Raw genomic sequence first — 16,793 nt, forward strand, 5'->3', positions numbered from 1 at the left:
ACGACACCCAGTCCCTGCCACCGGCCTACGCCGAGGTGCCCTGCTGCGAAAAGCCGTTCGAGGCAAGGCGCTGCGCGGAGCTGCTGTTCAGGTGAGCGAGCAGGTGGCGGTTCGCCGGCGGTGCATCGTCTTCAGTGACGCGAGGTTTGCGTGTCACGCCAGCCGAGCTTCCCGCCACAGGGACCGGCCCCGACCGTGGCCCGCAACAACGCACGCCGCCGCCCTCTTCTCCACCGCGCTTGCGAATTTCGCACCGAACACCCCAGCCTCACGGAACCTCCTGACCGCGTGATCGTTGGACTCCGATTCGCGCGCCAGACGGCGCGGCGCCTGCAAGCCGGAGGTCGCCCAATGTCCCGCACCGTGACTGTCGGAATGTGCTCCATCGTCGCTCTGGCCGCCTCGGCCGCCGCCGCGATATCCGATCCGCTGCCGCCGACCACGACCTATCGCCAGCTTCCCACCATGCCGTTCTCTCGGGCGATGGAGATCGACTCCACGCAGAAACCGCAGGTCATGGAACGCCAGCGCACCATGCTCGATGCGCGCTACGACCTTTCCGACCAGCCGATGGACGGCGTGATGATGTCGGGCGGGCGCCGCGCCGTGCAGGACGGTGTGCGCGTCAGGCTGCCCGAGGGGCAGACCTGGGACAGCCTCGCCGCGATGACGCCGCAGGAGATCCGCGACGGCGACCTGTTGCCCGACGGTTTCAAGCCGCTGCCGCACGTCAAGCAGGCCAACAGCGGCCAGATCTTTCCGCAATTCGTCATCGACGAGATCAACGCGCAGGAGGACCGCGACCTGACCCGCTTCGACGCGGATTTCGACCTGCCCGACCATGTGCTGCCGGAATTTCCGCCGCCGATCTTCCTGACGACCCACACCCATCTGGGCGATGTCTCGCGCGGCGAGCTGCTGACGATCAAGAACCATTACGAGATCATGAACGGCATCCTGACTCCGGTGCAGATGGAGGGGCTGCGCATCCTGCTGACGCCGTTCCCGCAGGAGGAGTTCAACCAGACCGAGGACCGCAAGACCGCCGAGCAGCATCGCGGCATCGCCTGCCTCGACTGCCACTCGAACTTCAACACCAATGCGGGCTTCCACCATACGCCGGACGTCCGCCCGCAGGCCGCGCGATTCCGGCTGGATTCGCCCAGCCTGCGCGGCATGTTCAACCAGCAGATCCACGGCTCGAAACGCTCGCTGCGCTCGATCGAGGATTTTACCGAGTTCGAGCAGCACACCGCCTATTTCAACGGCGACCATGTCAGCGCGGCGCGCAAGGGCGAGCATATCCCCGACCGCTCGCACAAGGTCGCCTTCATGGCGCAGATGCAGAACATCATCGACTTCCCGCCCGCGCCGAAGCTGGACCCGATGGGGCGGCTCGACCCCGACCTTGCCACCGAGCAGGAGCTGCTGGGCGAGCAGGTCTTCATGGGCAAGGGCCAGTGCGCGGCCTGCCACATCCCGGTGGAATCCTTCATGGACCACCAGATGCACGACCTGAAGCTTGAACGGTTTTATGCGCCCGGCGAGGTGGTCAACGACTTCGTCCTGCTGCCCGACGGGCCGATCAAGACCTTCACCCTGCGCGGCATCAAGGACACGCCCCCCTACATGCATGACGGGCGGCTGATGACGCTGGCCGACACGGTCGAGTTCTTCAACCTGGTGCTGCGGACCCAGCTGACCCAGGACGAGAAGGACGCCCTCGTCGCCTATATGCTCACCCTCTGACCGGAGGATATCCCATGCGCGCCGCCGCCCTTGCCCTCGCCTTCGCCGCCCTTCCCGCGCTCGGCTTCGCGCAGATCGGGAATCCCGGCTTCATGGCGCCCGACACGAGGTTCGACGCCCAGGGCATGCCCGAGCCGAACCAGCCCAACGCCAACGACATCCTGTTCGCGCAGCTTGTGGCCGAGGGCGGCATGGCCGAGGTCGCGCTGGCCGAACTGGCGGTGGAAAGAGCCGGGGCCGAGGCGGTCACCGATTTCGCCAGCCGCATGATCGAGGACCACTCCGCCGCCAATGACGAGCTTGCCGGCCTGGCCGAGGCCAGCGGCATCCCCCTGCCGGACGGGCTGAACGCCGAGCATCAGGCGATGCGCGACCGGCTGGAGGGGATGGAGGGGGCCGAGTTCGACCTTGCCTACATGCGCGGCCAGATCGTGGACCACCAGAAGACGACGCAGCTGCTGATGTGGGAAATCACCGCCGGGCAGGATGCTGACCTCCAACGCTTCGCCGCAGCGACGCTGCCGACGATCCTGGACCATCTCCGCGCCGCGCAGGGGATCGTCGCCGACCTGACCACCGACCGGGTGGCCGAGGCGGCCCCCGCAGCCGACGGAAACTGACCGCGCCGCGCACTCTCGACCGCGTGCGACCGGCGTGGTCAACATCGCGGGCGACCGCCGCGACGAGGACATGCGCCGCACGGGCCGGGTCGCAGCGGGATTGTCTGACGAGAACGGCTTCCGCCGGGCTCCGGCGCGGCGTGGCCGCGAGCTGGGCGAGATCGTTCACCTGCCGCCGCCGGCCCTCAGCCGTCCTCGCGGATGAAGCTCAACCGGCCGTCGCTTTCCACGACGGCCTTGCGGACCTGAATCAGGTCGCCGATGCCTTCTTTCCGCAGGCTTGCCATCAGCTCTTCCTCGGTCAGCGCCTCCTTGCGCATGTTGCGGCGGAGCATCCTGCCGTTCTGGACGACCGGCAGCGGCGAATGCTCCAGCAGCCTTTCGATGGCGGGGAAGCGGTAGGACAGCTGGTTCGTCAGGTAGTTCAGGCCGAAGAAGGTCAGGATCTGCACGGTTCCGTCCGTCAGCGACGAAAATTCCCCCAGCGAGTTCGACGCGGCATTGGTGATCAGCAGCAGGAAGACGAGGTCCATCGAGGCCAGCTCGCCGACAGAACGGCGCGGCACGATGCGCAGCAGCACCATGAACAGCGCGAACAGCAACGCCGCCCGCAGCACGAGTTCCAGGATCGGGGTTTCGAGTTGCAGCACCGGCGCGGCCTCCTGTGTCGGATGATGTGGCTTCTGCCCATTCCAACTTCGTCCGCCGTCACGGGTTCGCCGGGCGCGGGCGCGCGGATGAGGAGCGGCGGGTTGCCATCAACCGGCACGGAGCCGGGGCACGGCCGAACGGCCGGTGTCACGCGCGCTGGGCGACGGACCGAAGGCGGACCGACGGCCGGATCGCCGGCCCCGCGTGGGGCCGGCATCTTGCGCCGGGCGGCGCCTATTGCCCGGCCATCCCCTGCGCATGCTCCAGATGCTGTTGCAGGACAGGCAGGCTCTTCTGCGCATAGGCGACCAGCGCTTCGTTGTCGCCGCCGTCCGCATAGGTCTGATACAGCGTCACCGCCGTCTCATGCGCCGTCACCTGGTTCTGGATGTAGGCCGCATCGAAGGCGTCCCCCTCGGCGTCCTGAAGGGACTGCATCATCTCGGCGTGGGGACCGGCAAGCTCTGCCGGCACCGTCAGGTTCTGCGCCTGCGCGACGGCCGCCAGTTCCTCATTGTTCGCCGTATGATCGGTTATCATCTGATTGGCGAATTCCTGAACATCGGCGTTCTGCGAGCGTTGCAGCGCGAGTTCGCTCGACTGGACCTCGAACAGGCCGCCGCTGGCCGCCTGGTTGACGAAGTCCTGCGCGGTCGTGCCCTGCGCCCAGGCCGCGCCGAGGGTCGCCAGGCCGAAGGCGGCGGAAAGGAAAAGGGTTCTCATGGGTCTCTCCTTCGTCGTGCTGTGGCCCGGATCATCCGGGCGGGTTGCAATGTCGGGAAGGCGCTCAGCGTTTGGCGGCGGGATCGCCCGCGTTTGCCCGGTCGAGGAAGGCGCGGGTGGTCGCCGGCAGGTGGCTGGCCAGCCAGTCCGCCATCGCAACCTCCTCCTTCAGGTTTGCCTGGCAGGCGCGCACCACCTCGGCTTCGCCAAGATGCTCGGCCGCGGCGATCAGGGCGGTGTAGGAGGCGATCTCCATCTGCTCGAAGGCATAGCTGGCAAGCGAGCCCTTCATCACCTCGTCGCCCGCGAACGCCCCGCCCACCGCCTGCGCCGTCGCCATCAGCTTGCCGCCGGTGTCCTTCAGCATGGATCTGCTTTCGCCGATCGACTCGAGCGCCCCCAGCAGCCGTTCCGCCTGCTCCTTCGTCTCCGCCTCGTGCTGGCGGATGCGCGCGGCGAGTTCCGGGTAGTTGTCGATCCGCTCGGCCTGCCCGGCGAGCATGGTCTGGGCCTGCTCCTCCATCGCGTGGGCATCGCGCAGCCACTGGACCATCCATTCCCGTGCTTCCGTCATCTCGACCTCCTTGAAGTGTCACCGAAGCCGAACACGCCGCGCCAGATCAGGGTTCCGCAGGTTGCCGGCGACTCTTGCCGGCGCTCAGCGCAGGCGCAGGTCGCGCATCTGGAAACCGTCCCTCGGCGACGGCGGATAGCGGAAGGGCGGGCTTTTCATCGCGGCGGGCCCCACGCGATAGCTCAGCCGCAGCAGGCGCGTGGTCGCCTGCGTCATCAGCGCCACCGTGATCCACTCGCCCGGACAGCGGTGGGTCTCGGCCGAAAGGCCCGCACCTTGCGGGATGACCTGATGCCCCTGCTCGCGCCACGAATGGGCGCGGGTCGGGTCGATGCGTTCCGGCCCGGCAATCGCCCGAGGGTCGTTCGAGGTGCCCCAGAGGGCCAGCAGAACCCAGCTTCCCTTGCGGATCGGTGTGCCGCGCCAGTCGAGATCATGCAGCGCCGTTCCTCCGATGAGCGGGAAATAGCGCGCGCGGCGGCGCACCTCCTCGGCAAAGCCCTCCGTCAGCGACGGGTCGGACACGAGGGCCGCTCTCAGCGCCGGATCGCGCTCAAGCGCCTGCGCGGCATCGACGATGAACCGCCCGATCGCCAGCGTTGGGCGCAGAAGGTTAAGGGCCTCGACGGCGGCGACCTCGGGGGCAAGAAGCTCTCCCGTCTCGTCCCGGAAGAAGGCCAGCTTGCGGGCCGGAGCGTTCTCGGCCGCGGGGTGGCGGCCCTGCCGGATCGCGAGGATCTGGCGCCGCACGGCGCGTTCGGCACGGCGGCGGCGCATCAGCGCGGCCCAACTCCGCGGCCCCATGCCCGCGGCATTGGCCACCATCGCATCCATGTCGCGCGAAAAGCGGCGGCCGCCCCGTTCCGCCCAGTCGAATCCCATCCAGTCCACAGTGGCGCGGGCGAGGACCAGATTGACCTCCGGCAGCAGCCGGGCCTCGCCTGCCGCGAGCCAACGCTCCTGTGCGGCGTCCCACGCGCGGCCGAAAGCCTGCTCCAGCGCGGCGACACGATCCGGCGCAGTGGCGAGATCGAGGAACATCGCCTTGCGGTGCCGGTGCGCCGCTCCGTTCAGCGTCTGGACGGACCCCTTGTCCTGAAGCAGCCGGACGGTGACCGGCGGCATTGCCTTGGCGCGGCCGAAACGCTCGCCGTCATAGAAGAAGGCGGCAGCCTCGGCGCCGCGCAGGCATATCGCGGGCCGCAATGCGATCCGGGTGCGGAACCCGTCGCTTCCCAGCCGATCGCAATGGCGTCCGATGAAGCCATAAGGATCGCGCAGCAGGTCGAGCGTCAGGTCGAACGCGGCGTTGGGCAGGGGCCTGGACATGGTGACCGAACCCGCGCGGCTGGCCGGAGTTCCGGTTTCAGCTCCGCTCGTAGGCCGTTCCGTCCTCGGCCCGGCGGGGCGCGGCGACATAGACGCCGTTCTCGGGCACGGCGATCTCGCGGAAATCGCGGGAGAGCGTGGCGAGGGCCTGCTGCATCAGCGGTCCCTGCAACGGCTGGCCGTGCATGGTCAGGATCGTCTCGGGCCCCAGCGCCGCCAGCTTGCCGACCGAGCGTTCCGCCGCCTCCCAGTCGATGGTGAAATAGGCGGGCGGGCCGTGCATCTGCGGCTCCTGCACCGCGACCGAGTAAGCCGATTCCTGCCCGGTCGTGACGATGGCATCGCCCGCGACCAGCATCCGGTCGCTCTCGCGCCACAGCGACACATGGCCGACGGAATGGCCCGGCGTGTGCAGCCAGCGCCAGCCGGGCATCCCCGGCACGCTTCCGTCCGCGGGCAGGTTCCGCAGACGCTCGCCGATGTCGATGGGCCCGGTCGGATAGAAGCGCGACAGGCGCGACATCATGCCCCCGCCGACGCCCGGATCGCCCGGCGGATAGCTGGCCGAGCCGTCGAGATACGGCCGTTCCAGCTCATGGGCATAGACCGGCACGTCCCATTCCTCGGCCAGGGTGGACAGCGCGCCGACATGGTCGAAATGCCCATGGGTCATGACGATGGCAGAGGGGCGGGAGCCTTCGCCGAACCGCGCCTCGGCCGCGGAGCGGATCAGCCCTGCCGTCCCGCGCAGGCCCGCGTCGATCAGCACCCAGCCGCGGTCGCCCGCGCCGCGCTCGCCCCAGAACACCGCATTGACGATGCCGAGCCGCCGATACGCCAGATCGGCCGCGACCTCGCGGGTGGGCTCGTCGCGGTCGGCGGCGACTTCCGGCTCCTGCGCCACCGCCTCGTCGGAAAGGGGAACCTGCTCGGCCATCGTCCTTCTCCTTCCTTGCCGCGCCCGAAGTGGGCCGCGTGTCGAGATTCGATCCACCGGGGCAACGCCGCCGGGCGGTCGCGGGGTCCGTCACTCGATGACAGGCCTGCCCGTCCGCGCAGGTGCTTTCCGCAGATCGGCGGAACCGCCGGTCCGCGCCTTTGTTGACCCGCCAGAGAAACGCGAGGTGGAACATGCGCGCGATCACTTTCCAGGGCACCGGCAAGGTCCAGGTGGACAACGTGGACGACCCCACCATCGAGGATCAGGGCGATGTCGTCCTCAAGGTCTCCAGCACCGCGATCTGCGGCTCGGACCTGCATCTTTACGACGGCTTCATCCCGGAAATGCGCAAGGGCGACATCCTCGGGCACGAGTTCATGGGCGAGATCGTCGCGACCGGGCCCGGCGTGACGAAGTTCAGGACCGGCGACCGGGTGCTGGTGCCGTTCAACATCGCCTGCGGCCACTGCGCGTTCTGCCGGGTCGATGCGTTCTCGCTCTGCGACAACACCAACCCCGACCACGAGAAGGTCGAGGCGCTGTATGGCCAGTCCGGGGGCGGCATGTTCGGCTATTCGCATCTGTTCGGCGGCTATGCGGGCGGGCAGGCCGAATATGTCCGCGTCCCCCACGCCGATGTGGGGCTGGTGGGGGTGCCCGAAGGCCTGCCCGACGAGAAGGTGCTGTTCCTGACCGACATCTTCCCGACCGGCTATCAGGCGGTCGAGCAGGTCGGCACCGGGCCGGGCGATCTGGTCGCCATCTGGGGCGCGGGGCCGGTGGGGCTGTTCGCGATCATGTCGGCCTTCCTGCTGGGGGCCGAGCGGGTGTTCGCGCTCGACTTCGAGGAAGGCCGGCTGGATCTCGCCCGGAAGGCGGGGGCGGAGACGATCAACCTGTCGAAGGAGGACAGCTACGAGCGGCTGATGGACCTGACCTCGGGCAAGCTGCCCAACCGCTGCATCGACGCCGTGGGGCTGGAGGCGCATGGCGCCTCGGTGATCGGCAACATCTACGACAAGGCCAGGAACGCCCTGATGCTGGAAACCGACCGGCCCAACGCGCTGCGCGCCGCGATCATGTGCTGCCGCAAGGGCGGCGCGGTGTCGATCCCCGGCGTCTATGCGGGGGTCGCGGACAAGTTCCCGATCGGCGCGGCCTTCGGCAAGGGGCTGATGATGCGCGGCGGTCAGACCCACACCCGCGCCTACATGGAACGGCTGCTCAAGCGCATCGAGGCAGGCGAGATCGACCCCAGCACCATCATCTCGCATCGCGGCACGCTGGAGGACGGTCCCGAGTTCTACGACAGGTTCCGCAACGACCGCTCGGAATACATCAAATGCGTGATGACGCTGTGAGCGGGCGGGATCGGGGCGGAGAGGGCCACTCCGCAGGAAAGCCCGGCATCTGTCCCGGACGATCGACCGACGACGCCGCGGACCGAGCCCCCGCAGCAGGGCTTTGATCCTGTGGACACCCGGCGGCGCCGGGCGGCCGGGGCCACGCAGCCCGCCGCCAACGCAACAGCCGGTTCATGTGGCCCGCCAACCGCCCGCTCCCCGTCCGGGCGGTGCGGCGGCAAACGATTGCCAGCCCGACCCCCTGAACGGAGGAGATCATGTCCGACATCACCCTGCCCAAGGCCAGCGCCGCGCTTGCGGCCAAGCGGCACGCGCTGGCACCCGACATCGACGACGCCTTCGCGGCGTTGTCGAAGGCGGTGTTCGCAGACGGCGCGCTGGACAAGCGCACCAAGCAACTGATCGCGCTTGCCGTGGCGCATGTGACCCAATGCCCGTGGTGCATCGAGGGCCACACCAAAGGCGCCAAGCGCGCAGGCGCGACCAATGAACAGATCATGGAAGCGATCTGGGTCGCGGCCGAGATGCGGGCCGGCGCCGCCTATGCCCATTCCAACAAGACCCTGACGATTCTGGACGAGATCGACGGCGAATGAGGGGGAGGGGCAGGACCGCGCTCGCATGGGTTTGTGGTCCTGACGCAGCATTCGCGGCCGTGCGGGGGCGGGGGGGTAGCAGCTTCCGGCCGCCCGCGTCTGGCCACGCGCGATCCGCAAGGTTGTTTGAGGACGACCGGAGCCGCGACGTCGCCGCTTTGACGGCGGCGCGCAAATGGTTCCGCCATGATGCGGCGCGCTGGCCCGAGCTCCGCGACCGTCATCGGGTGGAGCTGCGCGGCAATCCAGAGGCGGTGGGGCGCTGCCTTCCCTGCTCCCGCAAGGGCCGGCGCTGTTATTCTATGTCGCGAGGCCGCGATGCTGGCCGGATACTCACCGGACAGTTGCAGGCGGACAGATGAACCATCACGGAATCATGCCGACGGGAACCTTTTGGCCCGAACCGCATCCAATGGAATGAGGCCGGGCTGATCCGGCCCCGAACCGAAAGGTCATCCCATGTTCCGATCCATCCCCGCCCTCGCCGCCTGCGTCCTGCTGGGCGCCTTGCCGCTTTGGCCGCGGCCCAGGCGGCGGCCGAGACCGCGCCGCCTGCCGCGCCATTCGCAAAGGTCAGCGAGCTTGTCACGCTGCCGGACTTCCTGCCCGGCCTCGGCACGCTCTATGTCGATCCTGCCACCCTGCCGGCTGGGCCGTTCCTCGGCTATGACCATGACGGCAAGCTGTCGGCCACGATCTACATGACGCCGATCGAGGATCTGGAGGGCGGCACCGCCTTCAACGACCTCGCAGTCGGGAACGACACCGTCACGTCGGTCGATATCTATTACAACGCCGGCCATCCCGGCGTCGAAAAGCCGCATGTCCATGTGGTGCTCTATCACGACGCAGACGCCAAGGCGCGGCTGGCAGAATGACCATGAACCGCCGAAACCTGATTACCGGAGGGGCGGCCATGCTGTTGGCCGTCCAAGCGCGGCCCCGCCGGGCGATCGCGGCAGGGCCGCTGCTGGTCGAGATGAAGGGCAGTCCGCGGGGCGAGCAGGTCTGGTTCGCTCCGGTCGGCCTTGCCGTCGCGCCCGGCGAAACGATCCGCTTCGTGAACCGCGACGCCGGCAACAGCCACACGGCGACCGCCTACCACCCGGACATTCTGGACCGGCAGCGGCGCATCCCCGACGCCGCCGAGCCCTGGGACAGCGGCCTGCTGCTGCCGGGCGAGCAGTTCGAGGTCACGCTGACCGCGCCGGGGGTCTATGATCTCTACTGCCAGCCGCATGAACATGCCGGCATGGTGGCGCGGATCGTCGTCGGCCGGCCCGAGAGTGGTCCCGGCTGGCAGGGTCCGGCGCAGGACGCGGGTGATCTGCCCGAGGCGGCGCTGGCCGGCTTTCCGCCGGTCGATGCCATCCTCGCGCGTGGCTCGGTCATGCCGGAGAAGGGAGGCTGGACATGAGCGAACCCGGCAGATCGCCGCCCCTTCGCGCCGAGCGGCAGTTGTCCGAGGCCGCGCTGGTGGCAGCAGCCCGGCTGCATGACGAGGCCGCCGTTCGGGAACTGATCCGGCGGCTGAACGGGCGCCTGTTCCGCATCGCGCGCGGCCTGATGCCCAGCGACGCCGAGGCCGAGGAGGTCGTGCAGGATGCCTGGCTGGCCGCGTTCACCCATCTGGATGGCTTTCGCGACGCGGCCCGGTTCTCGACCTGGATCACCCGCATCACCCTGAACTGCGCGGCCATGCGGCTGCGCAAGCAGCGGGTGCAGCAGGAATATGACACTGTGACGGAAACCGTGATCCGCAGCGCCGAGGTGCTGCTGTTCCCCGGCACCGACCCCGAGCCGACCGAGGCGGCCCTTGGCCGGATGCAGACCCGCGCCCTGATCGAGGCTGCGGTCAGCGAGCTTCCATCCGACCTCCGGCTGGTGTTCCTCATGCACGAGACTGCGGGTCTCGACCTGCGCGACATTGCCCGCGACCTCTCGCTGCCGCTCGGCACGGTGAAAACGCGGTTGATGCGGGCGCGCCATCGGCTGCGGCGGATCATCACGGACCGGATCAAGGGCGGGTTCGAGACCATCTTTCCATTCGACGGAAGCCGCTGCGTCGGCATGGCCGACCGCGTGGTCGGCTCGCTGAAAGGGCAACCCTGCTGGTCCGGCTCTCCTGTCTAGATCTCCGCCATGACGCGCTCAGGCGGGGGCGACCGGCGACAGAGCATCGTGCTTTCCATTGGCCGCGCCTGCGCACTGGCGGAGCCTTTCAAGGGGCGAGAGCGCGCGCATGTCCGCGCCGTGATGCTGCTGATCGCCTCGCAACGCCCGCCCGGCCCGCGCATGTGCCCGCGCATGTGCCCGCGCATGTGCCCGCGCATGTGAACGTGCCGTGCATCGCCAGTAGGGCCAGATGCCGGCAATCTCAGCCGGTTGGTTCGGGCGGATAGACCGCCTTTCCCGCCGCGGTCCTTTGCGCGCCGGGGGTGGGCGTGGCCGGAACGATCTGGCCCGGTCCCATCAGGTGGTCCACGGCATGGCCGTTCAGCAGCAGATGGTCGGCGATGATGCGGCGGTGGCACCGCCACCAGACCGCTTCCGAACACATCAGCGCCAGCCGCGGATCGTGCCCCAGCCGCACAAGCTCGTCGAAGGCTGCGGCGAATTCCGGCCCGAGCGCGTAATCGGCGTAGTTGTGGAAACTCTGCACCCGCCACAGGGCATTGAGACCGGGGTCCACCTCGGCCTGCTTCGGCCGCCGGCCGCCGAGGGCGGGACAGTGACGATAGCCGATCTGCACCTGCGCGAGATCGTCCGGCAGCCGGTCGATGTTGTATTCGGGATTGCGCCGCGACCGGGGAAACGCCCGCACATCGACGAGCAGGCGGACCCCGGCCCCCTGCAGCATGCCCAGGAATTCCTCGAGGCTGCGGTCGGAATGCCCGATCGTGGTGAACTGCGCGACCATCAGCCGATCTTCGTCAACGCGCCCTCCTTGTGGGCCGCGATGTGGTCGGTCCTGTCGCTTGCGATCTCGTATTGCGGGTCGTCCTCCGACGCGCGGTGGCGGTGGCCCTTGTAGTCGAAATCCTCGTGATGGACCCTGATGATCCGGCCGCTGACCCGGCCCGCCTCGGAGTTCCAGCTCACATGATCGCCGATGGAAAATTTCGCCATGCGGGGTCCTCCTTCTCTGCGGTGGCGGCGCTGATGCGCCAAGCCTGCCGACGACAACGCCGCCACGGCCGAATTGATCCTGCGTCGCGGAAGCGCGGCGGCCGCGGTCGCGATGGCTTCTCCATCATTGTTGACCTCGCCGCCACGTCCCGCCGGCGGTCATGTCGCGACCTCTCTCCTGACCGAGTTGCACTTCGGGCTTGCCGGGCGCGAGACAGCGCCGCTTGATCTCGTCCTCGGCGCGATCCGCCCCGGCTTGAAATCAACGGCGGCAAGCCAGTCCCACAGGCGCGTCCGGCTATACAGGTGGGCGATACGATGCTTTGCTGGCCGCAGAGAGGCCGAACAAGGAAAATACGATGATCGATGACATTGACCGAAAACATCTTCAGCGCTGCGTCGAACTCGCTGCCCAGGCGCTTGCGAGCGGAGATGAGCCGTTCGGCTCGGTCCTCGTGTCCTCGGACGGTCAGGTCCTGTTCGAGGACCACAATCATGTCGCTGGCGGCGACCACACCCAGCACCCGGAGTTCGCTATTGCCCGGTGGGCGGCGAACAACATGTCCGCCGGGGATCGTGCCCGAGCCACGGTCTATACCTCGGGTGAGCACTGCCCGATGTGCGCCGCGGCGCATGGCTGGGTCGGTCTCGGCCGCATTGTCTATGCAAGCTCATCTGCGCAGCTTTCGGGATGGCTGTCCGAACTCGGCGTCCCCGCATCACGAGTTCGCCCGCTGCCGATAGGCGAGGTCATCCGAGACACGGAGATCGACGGCCCGGTCGAGGAATTCGCAACTCAGCTTCACAGGCTGCACGTCGCCTCACGCGCCAAATGAGCCCGCCGGGTCGGGATTGGCGGCGGCATCAGAAGTCCCGCAGCAGGTGCTGTCAGGGGTTCGATGGCGGTCTCCCTGCGCCTCTCAGGCGTTGAGCGTCGGGCATCCTTCCAGACCAACGGCAGGATCTCATCAGAGAACCGGGGCGAGACATCTAGATCAGCTGCGCCAACGCATCTGCCGCGGCGGAGAGATGGGGCAGGTGTTGCAGTCCCTGCTCCAGGGACATCCGCTGCTCGGGGGCGTGGAATGAAAGCGTGGCGACGAGATGGCCCGACGCGTTCTTCACCGGCACCGCGACCGCGATCATTCCGGCGACGAATTCCTGCCGGTCGGTGGAGTATCCCTGCCGGGCGATCTGGCGCAGTTCGGCCAGCAGAAGCTCCGGGTCGATGATCGTGTCGGGCGTGAACGCCTCCAGCCGCTTCGTCTTGAGATAGCGGGCGAGCTCGGCCTCTCTCATGAGCGACAGGCTCAGCTTTCCCGCTGCCGTCGCATGAAGCGGCACGCGCGAGCCGACGTGGAGCTGGATGCGCAGCGGCCACTGCGTCTCGACCCGGTCGATGTAGAGCATCGCGTCGCCATCGGGAATCGCGAGGTTGCAGGTCTCGCCCAGCCGCTCGTTGAGGCGAATCAGAACCTCGCGGATCGGCAGGTTCTGGTGCCAGAAGCGGATGACCCCCTGCGTCATCTGGCGAAGTTTCGGCCCCGGCTGGTAGCTGCGGCCATCGAGATGGCGCGACAGATAGCCCTCGGCCTCCAGCTTGCTGACCAGCCGGTGGATGGTGGGCACCGGCAGCTTCAGCGACGCATTGATCTCGGTCGCGGTCAGCGGCCGGCCCTCGGCCGCAAGCGCCTCCAGAATCTGGAGATTCCGAAAGCTCGGCGGAAGGGCAGGCTTGTCTTGGTCGTTCGGCATCGGGGGCTTGTCCCTCTCTTCTCGCCGGCAATCTATACCGCCGCCGCGGGGGCTCCAACCGTAAGGACAGGGGTGACAGCATTATTTTTGAGAGTGAAATTATCAAAATTGTTTGACTACAGCGGCGGTCTGCGACAACCTGTCCACGTTCGCGAAGGGGGAGGAGTGTCCGCTTCGCAGCTGATCAACGTCGCAACATCAGGGAGGATGTGATGGCGGATACGACTGCTGGTGCCGGGGTACCGGCCGCCAAGGTAAACGATGTAAAGAAGGTCGCGATTGCCAGCCTCATCGGCTCGACGATCGAATGGTACGACTTCTTTCTGTACGGCGTCGTCGCCGGCATCGTCTTCAACAAGCTTTACTTTCCGGCCGACGACCCGACCGTTTCGACACTGCTGGCCTATGCCACCTTTGCCGTGGGTTTCGTCGCGCGTCCGTTCGGCGGGCTGATCTTCGGCCACTACGGCGACCGGATCGGCCGCAAGACCATGCTGGTCATCAGCCTGCTGATGATGGGCGGAGCCACGGTCGTGATTGGCCTGCTGCCCACCTATGAAAGCATCGGCATCCTGGCCCCCGTCCTGCTTCTGATCCTGCGCGTCCTTCAGGGGATCGGCATCGGCGGCGAATGGGGCGGCGCGGTGCTGATGGCCTATGAGTTCGCCCCCGAGAACAAGCGCGGCTTCTATGCCTCGATCCCGCAGATCGGGCTGTCGATCGGGCTGTTCCTGGCGTCGGGCGTGATGGCGCTGCTGACCTTGCTGCCGGACGAGGCCTTCATGACCTGGGGCTGGCGCGTCGCGTTCATTGCCTCGATCGGGCTGGTGGTGCTCGGCACCTGGATCCGCTCGAACATCGACGAAAGCCCCGAGTTCAAGAAGGCGCGCGCGGAATCCAAGAGCAAGGACCAAGGGCTGCCCTTCGTGCAGATGCTCAAGCGCTACCCCGCCAACGTCCTGCTGGGCATGGGCGCGCGCTATATCGACGGTGTGTTCTTCAACGTCTTCGCGGTGTTCTCGATCCTTTACCTGACCCAGTATATCGGGATGGAGCGGACCTTCGCCCTGTGGACCGTGTGCGCCGCGGCGCTCGTGATGGTGTTCTTCATCCCGCTGTTCGGCCGGCTGTCGGACCGGATCGGGCGTCCCACGACCTTTGCCATCGGCTCCGCGCTGCTGGCGCTCAGCGTCTTCCCGGCCTTTGCCCTGATGTCCACGGGCGAGCCGGTGCTGGTCGTCCTGGGCCTCGTGCTGCCGTTCGGGATCGTCTACCCGATGGTCTATGGACCCGAGGCGGCGCTATTTGCGGATCTCTTCGATCCGACCGTGCGCTACACCGGCGTGTCGTTCGTCTATCAGTTCTCGGGCATCTTCGCATCGGGCATCACGCCGATGATCGCCACCGCGCTGATGGCCGCCAACAACAACGACCCCTTCTGGCTCTGCGCCTATGTGGTGTTCGCGGGGCTCGTCTCGATGGTCTGCGCGGTCCTGATCGGACGCCGAAATCAAGCATGACATGCGCCGTGCGCCTGCACATGCGGGCGCACGGCTGAACTCTGATGACCGGGGCGCGACAGTCCCCAAGGGAGCGCAATCATGAACCACGATTCAGGTCTTGCGGATTATGTGGTGGTCGGGGCCGGTTCGGCGGGCTGCGTCGTCGCCAACAAGCTTTCCGCCGATCCTTCGGTCCGGGTCACCCTGCTGGAAGCGGGCCGGCGCGACCGCAGCCCGTGGATTCACATCCCGGTCGGCTATTTCCGCACCATGCACAATCCGAACTTCGACTGGTGCTACGAGACCGAACCCGACCCCGCGCTGAAGGGCCGCTCGCTCAACTGGCCCCGTGGCAAGGTCATGGGCGGCTCGTCGTCGCTGAACGGCCTGCTTTATGTGCGCGGCCAGCGCGAGGATTACGACCGCTGGGCGCAGATGGGCAACACCGGCTGGAGCTGGCGCGAGATCGGCCCGATGTTCGAGGAGATGGAGACGTTCCAGCGCGCCGATGCCGGCGAGGGGCGCGGCACCAGCGGCCCGCTCCAGGTGTCCGACCCGCGCCTGCGCCGCCGCATCTGCGAGAAGTGGATCGAGGCGGCGAACGCCAACGGCTACGCCTACAACGCCGACTATAACGGCGCCGATCAGGAAGGCGTCGGCCATTTCCAGCTGACCGTGAACAAGGGACGGCGCTGCTCGGCGGCGGTCGCCTTCATCAAGCCGATCCGCAACCGCCCCAACCTGCGCATCGTCACCCAGGCATCCGTGCGCCGCGTCGTCATCGAGGACGGACGCGCCACGGGCGTGGAAATCCAGCGGCCCGACGGCACCCGTCAGGTGATCCGCGCGGCGCGCGAGGTGATCCTCTGCGCCGGGGCCATCGGCTCGCCGCAGATCCTCATGCTGTCCGGCGTCGGCGACGCCGAGCATCTGCAGGGCCATGGCATCGCCGTCCAGCACGATGCCCCCGAGGTCGGGCGCAACCTGCAGGACCATCTTCAGGCCCGGCTGGTCTTCAAGACCCGCGAGGCGACCCTGAACGACGAAGTCCGCAAACTCGCCCAGAAGGCGCGCATCGGGCTGGAATACGGGCTGTTCCGCACCGGCCCGATGACGATGGCGGCGAGCCTGGTGTTCGGCTTCATCCGCACGCGCCCGGAACTCGCCACGCCAGACATCCAGTTCCACATCCAGCCGTGGTCGGCGGACAGCCCCGGCGAAGGCGTGCACCCGTTCTCGGCCTTCACCCAGTCGGTCTGCCAGCTTCGGCCGGAAAGCCGCGGCACCGTCACGCTGCGCTCGGCCGATCCGGCCGCCGCGCCGATGATCGCGCCGAACTATCTCGCCACCCAGACCGACCGCGACACCATCGTCGCCGGCATCGAGATCGCGCGGAAGATCGCCCGGACCGAGCCGCTGAAATCGGCCATCTCGGAAGAGTTCCGCCCGGCGGCCGACGTGCAGGGATATGACGAGCTGCTCGACTGGGCGCGGATGAATTCGACGACGATCTACCACCCGACCGGAACCTGCCGGATGGGCCCGGATGCGGGCGCGGTCGTGGACCCGCGCCTTCGGGTCCGCGGCGTGCGCGGCCTGCGGGTGGCGGATTGCTCGATCATGCCCGAGATTGTCTCGGGGAATACCAGCGCGCCGGCCATGATGATCGGCGCCAAGCTGGCGCAGATGGTCCATGAGGACCGCCGCGCCGGCGGCGATACGGACCCGCAGGGCGGGTTCGGCAAGGTGGCATGACTCAACCGGACAAGGAGATATTTCGATGAAGATGACGACTGAGGAAGCTTTTGTTAAGGTTCTGCAGCTGCATGGGATCGAGCATGCGTTCGGGATCATCGGGTCT

General features: G+C 67.7%; 18 protein-coding genes. 10 read left to right on the top strand and 8 right to left on the bottom strand.

Translation table 11 applies throughout. The annotated features are described in order from the left end of the window. Positions 1–351 precede the first annotated feature (351 nt). Together KTN05_RS16125 and KTN05_RS16130 are read left to right on the top strand one after the other, a co-directional pair. The gene (locus KTN05_RS16125) at positions 352–1,749 is read left to right on the top strand and encodes a cytochrome B6 (RefSeq protein WP_254368289.1); all 1,398 of its coding nucleotides are present in this window, start codon (positions 352–354) and stop codon (positions 1,747–1,749) included. 14 nt (positions 1,750–1,763) lie between these two features. Then, positions 1,764–2,369 (top strand): DUF4142 domain-containing protein, encoded by a 606-nt coding sequence (locus tag KTN05_RS16130; protein ID WP_217330416.1) that lies wholly within the window; start codon positions 1,764–1,766, stop codon positions 2,367–2,369. Between the two features lie 185 nt (positions 2,370–2,554). Here KTN05_RS16130 and KTN05_RS16135 read toward each other — a convergent pair whose 3' ends face one another. The 5 genes from KTN05_RS16135 to KTN05_RS16155 all read right to left on the bottom strand — a co-directional run bounded on the left by KTN05_RS16135 (position 2,555) and on the right by KTN05_RS16155 (position 6,583). Then, complete coding sequence (locus tag KTN05_RS16135) at positions 2,555–3,019, bottom strand: YetF domain-containing protein (RefSeq protein WP_217330417.1); 465 nt, start codon at positions 3,017–3,019, stop codon at positions 2,555–2,557. 235 nt (positions 3,020–3,254) lie between these two features. Then, positions 3,255–3,743, bottom strand: coding sequence for a DUF4142 domain-containing protein (locus tag KTN05_RS16140; protein ID WP_217330418.1), 489 nt, complete (start codon positions 3,741–3,743; stop codon positions 3,255–3,257). A 64-nt stretch (positions 3,744–3,807) separates the two neighbouring features. Next, complete coding sequence (locus KTN05_RS16145; RefSeq protein ID WP_217330419.1) at positions 3,808–4,317, bottom strand: ferritin-like domain-containing protein; 510 nt, start codon at positions 4,315–4,317, stop codon at positions 3,808–3,810. 84 nt (positions 4,318–4,401) lie between these two features. Next, positions 4,402–5,646: a cytochrome P450 gene (locus KTN05_RS16150; protein ID WP_217330420.1), complete on the bottom strand. Its 1,245-nt coding sequence runs from the start codon at positions 5,644–5,646 to the stop codon at positions 4,402–4,404. 37 nt (positions 5,647–5,683) lie between these two features. Then, positions 5,684–6,583 carry an MBL fold metallo-hydrolase gene (locus KTN05_RS16155; protein WP_217330421.1) on the bottom strand — a complete coding sequence of 300 codons (900 nt, stop codon included), beginning with the start codon at positions 6,581–6,583 and terminating at the stop codon, positions 5,684–5,686. A 194-nt stretch (positions 6,584–6,777) separates the two neighbouring features. Here KTN05_RS16155 and KTN05_RS16160 point away from each other — a divergent pair, with 194 nt between their 5' ends. The 5 genes from KTN05_RS16160 (at position 6,778) to KTN05_RS16180 (ending at position 10,679) form a co-directional block, all read left to right on the top strand. Then, the gene (locus tag KTN05_RS16160; RefSeq protein ID WP_217330422.1) at positions 6,778–7,947 is read left to right on the top strand and encodes a zinc-dependent alcohol dehydrogenase; all 1,170 of its coding nucleotides are present in this window, start codon (positions 6,778–6,780) and stop codon (positions 7,945–7,947) included. 260 nt (positions 7,948–8,207) lie between these two features. Beyond that, entirely contained in the window at positions 8,208–8,546 is a 339-nt protein-coding gene (locus KTN05_RS16165) for a carboxymuconolactone decarboxylase family protein (RefSeq protein ID WP_217330423.1), read from the top strand. Positions 8,547–9,061: 515 nt separating this feature from the next. Beyond that, the gene (locus KTN05_RS16170; RefSeq protein WP_217330424.1) at positions 9,062–9,424 is read left to right on the top strand and encodes a hypothetical protein; all 363 of its coding nucleotides are present in this window, start codon (positions 9,062–9,064) and stop codon (positions 9,422–9,424) included. Positions 9,425–9,462: 38 nt separating this feature from the next. Next, complete coding sequence (locus KTN05_RS16175) at positions 9,463–9,963, top strand: plastocyanin/azurin family copper-binding protein (RefSeq protein WP_254368290.1); 501 nt, start codon at positions 9,463–9,465, stop codon at positions 9,961–9,963. After that, positions 9,960–10,679: an RNA polymerase sigma factor gene (locus tag KTN05_RS16180; protein ID WP_217330426.1), complete on the top strand. Its 720-nt coding sequence runs from the start codon at positions 9,960–9,962 to the stop codon at positions 10,677–10,679. Before KTN05_RS16175 ends, KTN05_RS16180 begins: the two co-directional genes overlap by 4 nt. A 244-nt stretch (positions 10,680–10,923) precedes the next feature. On the opposite strand, the gene KTN05_RS16185 is transcribed toward KTN05_RS16180, so the two are convergent. After that, complete coding sequence (locus KTN05_RS16185; RefSeq protein ID WP_217330427.1) at positions 10,924–11,466, bottom strand: DUF488 family protein; 543 nt, start codon at positions 11,464–11,466, stop codon at positions 10,924–10,926. Beyond that, a complete protein-coding gene (locus tag KTN05_RS16190; RefSeq protein ID WP_217330428.1) occupies positions 11,466–11,675 on the bottom strand; it encodes a DUF2945 domain-containing protein in 210 nt (69 codons plus the stop codon). Before KTN05_RS16190 ends, KTN05_RS16185 begins: the two co-directional genes overlap by 1 nt. Before the next feature lie 359 nt (positions 11,676–12,034). Between KTN05_RS16190 and KTN05_RS16195 the strand changes: the two genes are divergently transcribed. Next, positions 12,035–12,511 carry a nucleoside deaminase gene (locus tag KTN05_RS16195; protein WP_254368291.1) on the top strand — a complete coding sequence of 159 codons (477 nt, stop codon included), beginning with the start codon at positions 12,035–12,037 and terminating at the stop codon, positions 12,509–12,511. Positions 12,512–12,665: 154 nt separating this feature from the next. Here KTN05_RS16195 and KTN05_RS16200 read toward each other — a convergent pair whose 3' ends face one another. Then, positions 12,666–13,430, bottom strand: coding sequence for an IclR family transcriptional regulator (locus tag KTN05_RS16200; protein ID WP_217330429.1), 765 nt, complete (start codon positions 13,428–13,430; stop codon positions 12,666–12,668). Positions 13,431–13,642: 212 nt separating this feature from the next. Between KTN05_RS16200 and KTN05_RS16205 the strand changes: the two genes are divergently transcribed. Together KTN05_RS16205 and KTN05_RS16210 are read left to right on the top strand one after the other, a co-directional pair. Next, the gene (locus KTN05_RS16205; RefSeq protein ID WP_217330430.1) at positions 13,643–14,950 is read left to right on the top strand and encodes an MFS transporter; all 1,308 of its coding nucleotides are present in this window, start codon (positions 13,643–13,645) and stop codon (positions 14,948–14,950) included. 81 nt (positions 14,951–15,031) lie between these two features. After that, positions 15,032–16,687 carry a GMC family oxidoreductase gene (locus KTN05_RS16210; RefSeq protein ID WP_217330431.1) on the top strand — a complete coding sequence of 552 codons (1,656 nt, stop codon included), beginning with the start codon at positions 15,032–15,034 and terminating at the stop codon, positions 16,685–16,687. The last annotated feature ends 106 nt before the right edge of the window (positions 16,688–16,793 follow it).

It is taken from the genome of Paracoccus sp. Z118 (assembly GCF_019061185.1).
GTDB lineage: Bacteria > Pseudomonadota > Alphaproteobacteria > Rhodobacterales > Rhodobacteraceae > Paracoccus.